General features: G+C 68.7%; 10 protein-coding genes and 1 pseudogene. 6 read left to right on the top strand and 5 right to left on the bottom strand.

The features are described from left to right. Positions 1 to 62: 62 nt before the first annotated feature. The 6 genes and pseudogenes from ABZ453_RS05845 to ABZ453_RS05820 all read left to right on the top strand — a co-directional run. Entirely contained in the window at positions 63 to 1691 is a 1629-nt protein-coding gene (locus ABZ453_RS05845) for an ABC transporter substrate-binding protein (RefSeq protein ID WP_359011918.1), read from the top strand. A 140-nt stretch (positions 1692 to 1831) separates the two neighbouring features. Beyond that, a complete protein-coding gene (locus ABZ453_RS05840; RefSeq protein WP_359011916.1) occupies positions 1832 to 2758 on the top strand; it encodes an ABC transporter permease in 927 nt (308 codons plus the stop codon). Continuing rightward, the gene (locus ABZ453_RS05835; RefSeq protein WP_359011914.1) at positions 2751 to 3689 is read left to right on the top strand and encodes an ABC transporter permease; all 939 of its coding nucleotides are present in this window, start codon (positions 2751 to 2753) and stop codon (positions 3687 to 3689) included. Before ABZ453_RS05840 ends, ABZ453_RS05835 begins: the two co-directional genes overlap by 8 nt. Positions 3690 to 3706: 17 nt before the next feature. After that, on the top strand, positions 3707 to 4762 hold the full coding sequence (locus ABZ453_RS05830; RefSeq protein WP_359012195.1) for an ABC transporter ATP-binding protein: 1056 nt from the start codon (positions 3707 to 3709) through the stop codon (positions 4760 to 4762). Next, on the top strand, positions 4755 to 5900 hold the full coding sequence (locus tag ABZ453_RS05825; protein ID WP_359011912.1) for a dipeptide ABC transporter ATP-binding protein: 1146 nt from the start codon (positions 4755 to 4757) through the stop codon (positions 5898 to 5900). Before ABZ453_RS05830 ends, ABZ453_RS05825 begins: the two co-directional genes overlap by 8 nt. Before the next feature lie 167 nt (positions 5901 to 6067). Continuing rightward, a pseudogene (locus ABZ453_RS05820) lies at positions 6068 to 6247 on the top strand (glyoxalase); the annotation flags it as partial. Between the two features lie 20 nt (positions 6248 to 6267). Here ABZ453_RS05820 and ABZ453_RS05815 read toward each other — a convergent pair. From ABZ453_RS05815 to ABZ453_RS05795, 5 genes are read right to left on the bottom strand one after another with little or no spacing between them, the layout of a single operon-like run. Then, positions 6268 to 7290: an ABC transporter ATP-binding protein gene (locus ABZ453_RS05815; RefSeq protein ID WP_359011910.1), complete on the bottom strand. Its 1023-nt coding sequence runs from the start codon at positions 7288 to 7290 to the stop codon at positions 6268 to 6270. Continuing rightward, positions 7287 to 8285, bottom strand: a complete 999-nt coding sequence (locus ABZ453_RS05810; protein WP_359011908.1) for an ABC transporter ATP-binding protein — start codon at positions 8283 to 8285, stop codon at positions 7287 to 7289. The genes ABZ453_RS05815 and ABZ453_RS05810 overlap by 4 nt, the downstream gene beginning before the upstream one ends. Next, positions 8282 to 9190 (bottom strand): ABC transporter permease, encoded by a 909-nt coding sequence (locus tag ABZ453_RS05805; protein WP_359011906.1) that lies wholly within the window; start codon positions 9188 to 9190, stop codon positions 8282 to 8284. The genes ABZ453_RS05810 and ABZ453_RS05805 overlap by 4 nt, the downstream gene beginning before the upstream one ends. Then, positions 9187 to 10269 carry an ABC transporter permease gene (locus ABZ453_RS05800; RefSeq protein ID WP_359011904.1) on the bottom strand — a complete coding sequence of 361 codons (1083 nt, stop codon included), beginning with the start codon at positions 10267 to 10269 and terminating at the stop codon, positions 9187 to 9189. Before ABZ453_RS05800 ends, ABZ453_RS05805 begins: the two co-directional genes overlap by 4 nt. A gap of 3 nt (positions 10270 to 10272) precedes the next feature. Continuing rightward, positions 10273 to 12144, bottom strand: coding sequence for an ABC transporter substrate-binding protein (locus tag ABZ453_RS05795; RefSeq protein WP_359011902.1), 1872 nt, complete (start codon positions 12142 to 12144; stop codon positions 10273 to 10275). Positions 12145 to 12379 lie beyond the last annotated feature (235 nt).

Here is a 12379-nt window from a genome sequence, read left to right as displayed (position 1 = left end):
AACGGTGATGTGTCATGTGCTCCCCCATGCGGTGAACCAATGGACTCATGAGGAGGAGCCCCATGCGTGGTGCCAAGAGCGCCAAGTGGGTTGCGATAGCCGCCGTAGTGGCGCTGGGTGCGACGGCCTGTGGCGGCGGCGGGGACAACGGCAGCTCGGGCAGTGGCAAGGGCAAGGGCAACGGCATCGTCTCGGTGGAGATCGGTGAGCCGCAGAACAGCCTGGTCCCGACCAACACGTACGAGACCGAGGGCGGCCAGGTCATCAACGCCCTCTTCACGGGTCTGACCAAGCTTGACGCCGACAACAAGGTCGTCAACGCCATGGCTCAGTCGATCGAGTCCAAGGACAACAAGGTCTGGACGATCAAGCTGAAGCCGGGCTACACCTTCCACAACGGCGAGAAGGTCACCGCCCAGTCCTTCATCGACGCCTGGAACTACGGCGCGGACCAGACCAACGCCCAGAACACCAACCCGCTGTTCAGCCACATCCAGGGCTACGCGGACCTGAACCCGGGCGAGGGCAAGAAGCCGAAGACCGACAAGCTCTCCGGTCTGAAGGCCATCGACGACAACACCCTCCAGGTCACCCTGAGCGGCGCGTTCTCCGCGTTCCCGTCGCAGTTGTCCTTCACGGCGTTCGTTCCGCTGCCCAAGGCGTTCTTCAAGGACCCGAAGGGCTTCGGCGAGGCCCCGATCGGCAATGGCCCCTTCCAGATCAAGGGCACGTTCAAGCACAACGAAGAGATCGACACCACGAAGTACGACAAGTACCCGGACGCTTCGAAGATCGAGGCCAAGGGTGTCAACTTCAAGATCTACTCGAACCTCGACACGGCCTACAAGGACCTCGTCGCCGGCAACCTCGACACCCTGCTGACGATCCCCACCTCGGGTCTGCCGACGTACCACAAGGATCTGCCGGGCCGTTACATCGACGAGGCCGACTCGGCCGTCGGTTACATCGGCTTCCCGATCAAGTACAACAAGGCCTTCCAGAACGCGGACCTCCGCAAGGCCATCTCCATGTCGATCGACCGTAAGACGATCGCGGAGAAGATCTTCCTCGGTGCCCGTACCCCCGCGGACGACTACATCAGCCCGATCATCGACGGCTACCGCAAGGGCGCTTGCGGCGACTCCTGCACGTACGACCCGACCAAGGCCAAGGCGCTCTACAAGCAGAGCGGCGGCCTGCCGGGCAACACGCTGGAGATCGGCTACAACGCCGACGGTGACCACAAGGCGTGGGTCGAGGCGGTGGCCAACCAGATCCAGCAGGCCCTCGGCATCAAGGTGAAGGCCAAGCCGTTCGAGCAGTTCCAGACCATCCTGAACGACCTGCAGGCCAAGAAGTACCAGGGTGCGTTCCGTATGGGCTGGAGCATGGACTACCCGGACATGGAGGACTACCTCCGTCCGATCTTCTCCAAGGAAGCCATCACCAACGGCTCGAACTACTCGGGTTACGTCAACGAGGACTTCGAGAAGCTCCTCGTCCAGGGCGACCAGGCCCCGACGCACGAGGATGCGGTCAAGATCTACCAGCAGGCCGACGACGTCCTGCTGAAGGACCTGCCGTACATCCCGGTGTACTTCTACACGATGAACGCCGGCTTCAGCGACAAGATCAAGTCGATGAAGGTCGCCGGTCACCAGATCCTGTGGGACCAGGTCAAGCTCAGCTGACCAGGTTCTGAGCAGTCCTGAACGGTACGGGGTGAGCAGGGGGAGGAATACCCTTCCCCTGCTCACCTCTGCGCCGTCTCCCGTCCGACCGTGTTCTCCCCTCGGCCACGGTCGGGTCGAGCACCCCCTCTGGAGTACCCATGGGCCGATACGTCGCGCGCCGCCTGCTGCAGGTGATCCCTGTGGTCATAGGCGTCACGTTCATCATCTTCTGCCTGGTCTTCGCTCTGCCCGGCGACCCGATCCAGGCACTGGCCGGCGACAAGCGGGCCGACCCCAACATCGCGGCGGTCCTCCGCGCGCACTACCACCTCAACGAGCCGTTGTACCAGCAGTACTGGCACTACATCAGCGGCGTCTTCACCGGTGACCTCGGTGAGACGTACAACGGTCGTGCCATCTCCGACATCGTCTCGGAGCGGTTCCCGGTCACCCTCAAGCTGGGTCTGACCGCCTTCGCGATCGAGGCCGTGATCGGCATCGTCGCGGGTATCTTCTCCGCCCTGAAGAAGGGCAAGTTCCTCGACAACGTCGTGCTGATCTCGACGCTGGTGCTGATCTCGATCCCGGTGTTCGTGCTCGGCAGCGTGCTCCAGCTGGAGTTCGGCGTGAACCTCAAGATCACGCCCGTCGCCGGTATCGAGAAGGGCTGGCCGCAGAGCTACATCCTGCCGGCCATCGTCCTCGCCTCGACCTCCATGGCGTACATCTCCCGGCTCACCCGGACGAGCATGGGCGAGTCCATCCGCGCCGACTACGTCCGCACGGCGATCGCCAAGGGCCTGCCCATGCGGCGGGTCATCGGCCTGCACGCGCTGCGCAACTCGCTGATCCCCGTCGTCACCTTCCTGGGCTTCGACCTCGGGGCCCTGATGGGTGGCGCGATCATCACCGAGCGCGTGTTCAACATGCCCGGTATCGGTGGACAGTTGGCGCAGTCGGTCTATCTGCGCGAACGGCCCGTCGTGGTCGGTCTGGTGACCCTGCTGGTGCTGATCTACCTGGTCGCCAACCTCCTCGTAGACCTGATGTACGCCGTGCTCGACCCGAGGATTCGCTATGAGTGAGAAGACGATAGAGAGGCCCACCACCGACGAGGCCGCCATCGCCAAGGAGATCGAGGCCGAGGAGAAGGTGGCGGCCCGGCAGGCCAGCCTGCTCAAGGACGGCTGGACGGACCTGCGCAAGCGGCCCATGTTCCTGGTGACGGCGTTCATCATCGTGTGCCTGCTCGCCCTGGCCATCGCGCCCAGCCTGTTCACCAGCCGCTCCCCGTTCTCGGACGGCTTCTGTCAGCTGCAGAACTCGATGAACGCACCCTCGTCCGGGCACCTGTTCGGCTTCGACGTGCAGGGCTGCGACATCTACACCCGCACCGTCTACGGCACCCGCAACTCGATCGTCGTCGGTGTGGTGACGACCGTGGTCACCACCCTGATCGGCGGTCTGCTGGGCATGCTGGCCGGTCTGGTCGGCGGCTGGATCGACGCGGTCCTGTCCCGGATCACCGAGGTGTTCTCGGCGCTGCCGCTCATCGTCGGTGGTCTGCTGATCATGTCGATCTGGGGCGGCGGCGACGTCTGGTCGGTCTCGTTCATCATGGCGATCCTCGGCTGGCCGCAGGTCTTCCGGATCATGCGCGGCGAGGTCATCTCCAACAAGTACAACGACTACGTGACGGCCGCCCGGGCGCTGGGCGCGGACTCGTGGCGGATCGCCTTCCGGCACATCCTGCCCAACACCCTCGCCCCCGTCATCGTCATCACGACGATGAACCTCGGCGTCTACATCTCCGCCGAGGCCGCCCTGTCCTACCTGGGCATCGGCATCCAGTCACCGAACATCTCCTGGGGTCTGATGATCAGTGACGCCCAGGACCGGTTCCTGACCTCGCCGCACGCGCTGCTGTTCCCGGCCGGCGCGCTGAGCCTCACCGTGCTGGCGTTCATCGTGCTCGGCGACGTGGTCCGCGACGCCTTCGACCCCAAGATGCGCTGAGGGAGGCGTACGTGACCATCATCGACCCGACCGACGCCGCCCCGGCATCCCTGTCCGGCGACGGCAAGGGCAAGGGCCCGCTGCTCGATGTGCGCGATCTGCACGTCGAGTTCCAGACCCGCGACGGCGTGGTGAAGGCCGTCAACGGTGTCAACTACTCGGTGAACTCCGGGGAGACGCTGGCCGTGCTCGGCGAGTCCGGCTCCGGCAAATCCGTGACCGCGCAGGCGATCATGGGCATCCTCGACATGCCGCCGGCCCGCATCCCCCAGGGGGAGATCCGGTTCTACGGCGAGGACATGCTCACCATGTCCACCGAGGAACGGCGCAAGCTGCGCGGTGCCCGCATCGCGATGATCTTCCAGGACGCGCTCTCCGCGCTCAACCCCGTGCTCAGCGTGGGCTTCCAGCTCGGTGAGATGTTCCGCGTCCACCAGGGGATGTCCCGCAAGCAGGCCAGGGCCAAGGCCATCGAGCTGATGGACCGGGTGAAGATCCCGGCCGCCGCGGCCCGGGTGAACGACTACCCGCACCAGTTCTCCGGCGGTATGCGCCAGCGCATCATGATCGCGATGGCGCTCGCCCTGGAGCCGGACCTGATCATCGCCGACGAGCCCACCACGGCCCTCGACGTGACCGTGCAGGCCCAGGTGATGGACCTGCTCGCGGAGCTCCAGCGCGAGTACCAGATGGGCCTGATCCTCATCACCCACGACCTCGGTGTCGTCGCGGACGTCGCCGACAAGATCGCGGTGATGTACGCGGGCCGGATCGTGGAGACGGCGCCGGTGCATGAGCTGTACAAGCGCCCCGCGCACCCCTACACCCGCGGTCTGCTCGACTCGATCCCGCGCCTGGACCAGAAGGGCCAGGAGCTGTACGCGATCAAGGGTCTGCCGCCCAACCTGCTGAAGGTGCCCAGCGGCTGTGCCTTCAACCCGCGCTGCGAGAAGGCGCAGGACATCTGCCGCACCGACCGTCCGCCACTGGTCCCGGTGACCGAGGCGGACGGCAGCGAACTGCCCGGCCGCGCCAGCGCGTGCCACTTCTGGAAGGAGACGATCCATGGCTGAGACGACCCCGGCCGCCGAGCCGCAGGACGCCACGCCGAACGTCTCCGACGTGGAGGTCGCCGACGTCAACTCCGAGACGGAGGCGGTGGCCGCGCTCGACGCGCCGGTGGAGCGGGGCGAACCGATCCTTCAGGTGCGCAACCTGGTCAAGCACTTCCCGCTGACGCAGGGCATCGTCATCAAGCGTCAGATCGGCGCGGTGAAGGCCGTCGACGGCATCTCCTTCGACCTGCACCAGGGCGAGACCCTGGGCATCGTGGGCGAGTCGGGCTGCGGCAAGTCGACGGTCGCCAAGCTGCTGATGAACCTGGAGCGGGCGACCGCCGGCGAGGTCTTCTACAAGGGCCAGGACATCACCAGGCTGTCCGGGCGGGCGCTGAAGGCGGTCCGCCGGAACATCCAGATGATCTTCCAGGACCCGTACACCTCGCTCAACCCGCGGATGACCGTGGGTGACATCATCGGGGAGCCGTACGACATCCACCCCGAGGTGGCACCGAAGGGTGACCGGCGGCGCCGGGTGCAGGAGCTGCTGGACGTCGTCGGGCTCAACCCGGAGTACATCAACCGCTATCCGCACCAGTTCTCGGGTGGTCAGCGTCAGCGCATCGGCATCGCGCGCGGTCTGGCCCTGAACCCCGAGGTGATCATCTGCGACGAGCCGGTGTCGGCGCTGGACGTCTCCGTCCAGGCGCAGGTCATCAACCTGATGGAGCGGCTGCAGGACGAGTTCAACCTGTCGTACATCTTCATCGCGCACGACCTGTCCATCGTCCGGCACATCTCCGACCGGGTGGGCGTGATGTACCTGGGCAAGATGGCCGAGATCGGCTCCGACGAGCAGATCTACGAGCACCCGACGCACCCCTACACCCAGGCGTTGCTGTCGGCTGTTCCGGTGCCGGACCCGGAGGCGCGGGAGCAGCGCGAGCGGATCATCCTCACCGGTGACGTGCCGTCCCCGGCCAATCCGCCCTCGGGTTGCCGCTTCCGCACCCGCTGCTGGAAGGCGCAGGACAAGTGCGCGGAGGAGGTCCCGCTGCTGGCGATCCCGGAACGTTTCAAGGGCGTCGACACCCCGGCCGCCCACGAGTCGGCCTGCCACTTCGCGGAGGAGAAGGACGTCGTCCACGCGTAAGCCTGCGGCGCCTGAGCCCTTGTTCCCGGTACCCCGAGTTCGACTGGTGCCGGGAACTGGCGTTTCGGGCGGGGTTGTCTGTCGACCGTGGCGCTGTCGTGGCTGGTCGCGCAGTTCCCCGCGCCCCCTGGGGTGTTCGTGGCACCGCCCGTGACCAGGGGGGCGATGACCGGCTGCGGGCGGGGCTCAATCATCTGGCGTTCCATGCCGGGAGCCGGGCCGGCGTCGACGTGCTGGTCGCCGAGGCGCCGGCCCACGGGTGGGCGTCGCTGTTCGCGGAGCGGTACCCGCATGCGGGCGGGGCCGAGCACTACGCGGCCTATCTCGAGAACTCCGACGGGTTCGAGTCGAGTTGGTGGCCGGGGCGTCACCTGGGCACCGTGGTCCGAGCCCAGTGGCAGGCGACCTGCGGGACGGGGGACGCTGTCAGGATCTCGGGGTCCTCCGTGCGGCAACGGCTTGCGACGTTCGTGGTGTCCGCCTCGCCCGAGGACAGGATCTGGCAGCGGGTGTGGAAGCGGCAGCCTGCGGGGATGCGGGACGGATCCGGGGGTTCGCCGGTCAGGACCACCGGGGCGCCCGGCGCCTCCGGGAGGACCGACAACAGGGCCTGGGTGTAGGGGTGCCGGGGGGAGGTGAGGACCTGTTCCACGTCGCCCGTCTCCACGATCCGGCCCAGGTACATCACCGCCACGCGGTCCGCGATGTTCCAGGCCAGGCCCAGGTCGTGGGTGACCACCAGGGCGGACAGGCCCAGGTCCGCGCGCAGTCGGAGCAGCAGCGCCAGGATCTCGCCGCGCACGGACGCGTCCAGGGACGCCACGGGCTCGTCGGCGACGACGAGTTCCGGTTCCAGGACCAACGCGCCCGCGATGACCACCCGTTGGCGCTGGCCGCCGGACAGCTCGTGCGGGTAGCGCAGGAAGAAGCGCTCCGCGGGACGCAGCCCCGCCCGGGACAACGCCGAGGCGACGGCGGCGCGTTCGTCGCCGCCGTACCCGTGGATCCGCAGCCCCTCGGCCACCGCGTCGTACACGGTGTGCCGCGGGTTCAGCGATCCGCTCGGGTCCTGGAGCACGAGCTGGACGCGCCGGCGGTACGCCTTCAGGGCCCGGGAGGTGTACTCCAACGGGCGCCCCGAGAAACGGACTTGCCCCTCCGTCGGTTTCACCAGCCCCAGCAGGGTGCGCGCCAGCGTCGTCTTGCCGCAGCCCGACTCGCCGACCAGCGCCACGATCTCCCCGGCCCGGATGTCCAGCTCCACGCCGTCCACGGCCCGCACGGCCGCCTCCCCGCGCCGCCCCGGGAACGTCACCCGCAGGCCCTGGGCACTGAGCAGAGGTGTCGTCACGGCCGGTTCGGGGTGCTCGGCAGGATTCCCCGTCGTCATGTCGTACTCCTCGCGTCCTCGTCCTCGGCCGCCGCCGTCCGTCCCGGCGCGCCCACGTGCACGCAGGCCGCCTGCCGGCCGGGTCCCGCGTCGCGGAGCGGCTGGTCCTCCGTGGCGCAGCGGTCCAGTGCCTCCGGGCACCGTGGGTGGAAGGTGCAGCCCGAGGGCAGCTCGGACGGGTCGGGCGGGTCGCCGGCCAGGCCGCGGGGGGCGAACCGGGAGGCCGGGTCGCCGATGCGCGGGAAGGCGGCCGACAGGGCCTTGGCGTACGGGTGCCGGGCGTCCTCGTAGACCTGCCGGGCGGGGCCCTCCTCGACGATCCGGCCCGCGTACATCACCGCCAACCGGTCGCAGGTGTCGGCGAGGACGGCCAGGTCGTGGCTGATCATGACGAGACCCACGTCCTGTTCCGCCACGAGCTGTTCGATCAGCCGGAGGATCTGCGCCTGGATCATCACGTCCAGTGCCGTGGTCGGCTCGTCGGCGATGATCAGCCGGGGGTCGCAGGCGAGCGCCATGGCGATCATCACGCGTTGGCGCTGACCGCCGGAGAGTTCGTGCGGATAGGCGGAGGCGCGGGACGCCGGCAGGCCCACGTGCTCCAGCAGTTCGCCGGTCTTCTCGCGCGCCTTGGCCGCCGTCGCCCTGCGGTGCAGCAGGATCGGCTCGGCGATCTGGTCGCCCACGCGGTGCACGGGGTTGAGGGAGTGCATCGCGCCCTGGAAGACGATCGAGGCGCCCGCCCAGCGCACCGCCCGCACCTGCCCCCACCGCATGGTCAGGACGTCCTCGCCGTCCAGCAGGACCTCCCCGGACACGCGCGCCCCGGCGGGCAGCAGCCGCAGCAGCGCGAGCGCCAGCGTCGACTTGCCGCACCCCGACTCGCCCGCGATGCCCAGCTTGCGGCCCGCCGCGAGGGACAGGTCCACGCCCCGTACCGCGGCCGCCCCGCCCGGGTAGGTCACCCTCAGGTTCCGGACCTCCAGCAGCGTCAACGGGCCACCCCCAGCCTGGGGTTGAGAACCGACTCGACCGCGCGCCCGCACAGGGTGAACGCCAGCGCGACCACCGCGATGGCGATGCCCGGCGGCACCAGGTACCACCAGTCGCCGGAGCTGACCGCGCCCGCCTCCCGCGCGTCCTGCAGCAGCCCGCCCCACGAGATCACCGTCGGATCGCCGAGGCCCAGGAAGGCCAGGGTCGCCTCGGCGAGGACGGAGGAGGAGATCATCAGGGTCGTCTGGGCGAGCACCAGCGGCATCACGTTGGGCAGCACATGCCGGCTCATGACGTGCCAGTGGCCGCCGCCGAGCGCCTTCGCGCGCTCGATGTACGGCCGTGACTCGACCGCCAGTGTCTGCGCGCGCACCAGCCGGGCCGTGGTGGGCCAGGAGGTGACGCCGATGGCGAGGATCACCGTGCCCAGGGAGTGGGGCATCACCGTGGCCAGCGCGATGGCCAGCACCAGCGCCGGCATCACCAGGAACCAGTCGGTGATCCGCATCAGCACGGTCGCGTACGCCCCCCGGAAGTGCCCCGCGGTGATCCCGACGACCGTGCCGATCACCACCGACAGCACGGCCGCGAGCAGTCCCACGAGCAGCGAGACCCGCGAGCCCCACACCACCAGTCCGAGCAGGTTCCGTCCGAACCGGTCGGTGCCCAGCGGGAACCCACCGCTCGGCGCCTGCAGCGGACTGCCCGGCGCGTCGGTCACCCCGGTCACCCCGGAGCCGACGGTCAGCGGGGCCGTCAGCGCGACCAGCGCGAACAGGGCGAGCGCGGCCAGCCCGACGAGGCCCGCGCGGTGGGTGCGGTACTGCCGCCAGAACCGCGCGGCGGAGCGGCGCCGGCGCTGCCAGGCCAGCGTGCGGGGCCCGGGCGCGGTGTCGGTCGTCATCGGCCCACCCGGGGGTCGAGCAGCGGGTAGACCAGGTCGGCCAGAGTGTTCATGACGATCACCGCCGAGGCGAAGAAGAGGAACAGCCCCTGCACCAGGGGCAGATCGGGCACGCTCAGGGCCTGGTAGAACAGCCCGCCGAGGCCCGGCCAGGAGAAGACGGTCTCGACCAGGATGACGCCGGCGACGGTCCGGCCGAGGTTGACGAAGACCAGGGTGACCGTGGGCAGCAGCGCGTTCGGCACCGCGTGCCGGCGCCGCACCAGGTCGTCCCTGAGGCCCTTGGCGCGGGCGGTCGTCAGATAGTCACTGCCCATCTCGTCGAGCAGCGCCGAGCGGGTGACCAGCAGCGTCTGGCCGTACTCGACCGCGACCAGGGTGACCACGGGCAGGACGAGATGGTGGGCGACGTCGAGGACGTAGGCGAAGCCCTCCTTGCCGCCCGACTCCATGCCGCCGGTCGGGAACAGGCCCGGGATCGGGCCGAGGCCCACGGCGAACACGATGATGACCAGCAGGCCCAGCCAGAAGGACGGGACGGAGTAGAGGGTCAGCGCCAGGCCGGTGTTGAGCCGGTCGCCGAGTCTGCCGTGCCGCCAGGCCGAGCGGGTGCCGAGGAACATGCCGAGCGCGGTGTAGAGCACGAAGGCCGTGCCGGTCAGCAGCAGGGTGTTCGGCAGCGCCTCGGTGATCTTGTCGATGACCGGGGCGCGGAACTGGTACGAGGTGCCCAGGTCGCCGGTGAGCGCCTTGCGGCAGTAGTCGGTGAACTGCTCCCACATCGGCAGGTCCAGGCCGAACTCCTTGCGGTACTCGGCCAGTTGTCCGGCCGACACCGGGCGGCCGCCGGTCATCGTCTTGACCGGGTCACCCGGGATCAGCCGGAACAGGAAGAAGCCGGTGACCAGGACGGCGAGCAGCGACACGGCGGCGCCACCCGCCTTGGCCGCCCCATAACGCAGATACGCGGGGGTGGTGCGCGCCCGTGGGCCGCGGGCCGCCGTACCGGTGGGAACCGGTACGGCGGCCTTGTCGACCGCTGCCGACGCCGAGTCGGGCGCCGTCGGTTGGATGGACATGGCCTACTCGCGGTCGTCGGCCGTGGCGTGCCGGCGCCGCGCGAGGAAGGCCCCGGCTCCGGCGAGGACCACGACACCCGCGACGACCCCGATGATCACGCCGGTCGAGCTGCCGCCGCCGGAGGAGTCGCCGGAGCCGGCCGGGACCGCCGACCACCAGCTCCAGTAGCCGTCCTGGCCGTAGATGTTGCCGGCGGCCCTGGGCATCGTCTCGATCGACTTGATCTGGTCGGTGCGGTAGGCCTCGACGGCGTTCGGGTACGCCATGACGTTCATGTACCCGAGGTCGTACAGCCGCGACTCCATCTGCTTGACGATGCCGGCCCGTTTGCCGGGGTCGTACTCGGCGAGCTGCCGGGCGTACAGCTCGTCGTAGGTCTTGTCGCAGACGAAGTTGTCGGTCGCGCCGGTGTCCTTCGGGGTGGCGGGCAGGGCGGCGCAGGTGTGGATGGACAGCACGTAGTCCGGGTCGGGGTTGACGGACCAGCCGTCGAAGGCGAGGTCGTACTTGCCGGCGAGCCAGGGGTCGGTGACGTTGTCCAGGCAGTCCAGGCTCATTCCGATGCCGAGTTTCGCCCACCACTCCTTGAGGTACTGTCCGACCGCCTTGTCGTTGGGGTCGGTGGCGTGGCACAGGACCCGGTAGTTCAGCGGTTTGCCGTCCTTGCCGACCCGCTTGCCGTCGGCGTTCTTCCGGTACCCGGCCTGGTCGAGGAGCTGGGCGGCCCTGGCGGGGTCGTAGGCGAGCTCCTGGCCCGGGTCCGGTTTCCAGAAGTACGTCGAGAAGCGGGGCGGGATGTAGCCCTGGCCCTCGACCGCGTGGCCCTGGAACACCTTGTCGATGATCGTCTTGCGGTCGACCGCCAGGAACAGCGCGTGCCGCACCCGCTGGTCCAGCAGGGACGGGTCGCCGTCGCCGAACTTCTGGCCGTTCTTCGCCTTCGCGCCCGGGTTGGTGGCCAGGGCGTAGAAGCGGCGGCCGGGGGCGTCGTTGACCTTGATGTCCGACTGGCCCTTGAGGGAGGCCGCCTGAGCCGGCGTCAGGGCGGGCTGGCCGGCGACGAAGGAGACCTCGCCCTTGCGCAGGGCGGCCACGGCGGCGTCCTGGTCCTTGTAGTACTTGAAGACCAGCTCGTCGAACTTGGGCGCCCCGCGCCAGAAGCTCTTGTTGGCCTTCAGCCGGACATAGCTGTCCGCCTTGTACTCGGTGAGGACGAAGGGCCCGTCCCCGACGACGGGGAAGGACTTGTCGTTGTTGAACTTCGAGAAGTCCGTGACCTTCTTCCAGACGTGCTCCGGCACGATCGGCACGTCGAGCGCGGTCATGGTGGCCTGCGGCTTCTTCAGCCGGACGACCAGCTGCGTGGGGCTCGGAGCCGTCACCTCGCGGAAGTTGCCGACGAAGCTGCCGTTCGCGGTGGCGGCCGCCTGATCGGTCATCATCTTGTTGAACGTCCAGGCCGCGTCCTGGGCCGTCACCTTCTGGCCGTCCGACCACTTCGCGTCCGAGCGGACGGTGTAGGTCCAGGTCAACTTGTCGGCGGACGGCTTCCAGCTGGTGGCGAGGCCGGGCACCGGGTGTGCGTCACCGGGGTCGTAGTCGGTGAGGTATTCGTACGTCAGCCGCAGGATGCTGGTGCTGAGCAGCCGTACCGCCAGGAAGGGGCTGAGCGAGTCCACGCTCTGGGCGACCGCGACGGTGAGGACCTTGTCCTCGGCCGCCCGCGCCTGCTGGGGAGCCGGGTTGAGCGGGGTCGCGAGGGCCGCCGAGGACGTCAGAGCGAGGGCGCCGGCGAGGGCGACGAGCCGGGGCGTGCGGGATCGCGGGCTTCTCGGATGTGAACGCCTTGCGCCGTACTGCTCTTGTGGGCTCATGAATCGTGACCTCGCGTCATCGCTCGCACAGGGACGGCTTGTTCGGACTGCAGGACCGGGTTCTGCCTGGTGACGCCAGCTGGGTGATGAGTGTGTCTATCAGCGGGTGTCTGCGCGCGTCAACGGCCCGGGAAACCTCATGTGGCCTGCGAAAACGGGCGAGTTGATATTCGGGATCGCAAATATTGGTCCAGACCGGTGAAGGTGTCCTGGTGGAGCGCTGACGCCTGTCGGT

It is taken from the genome of Streptomyces sp. NPDC005799 (assembly GCF_040630525.1).
Classification (GTDB): domain Bacteria; phylum Actinomycetota; class Actinomycetes; order Streptomycetales; family Streptomycetaceae; genus Streptomyces; species Streptomyces griseorubiginosus_B.
The sequence above is the reverse complement of the archived record's forward strand: the minus strand, read 5'-3'. Positions and strand labels throughout refer to the sequence as shown.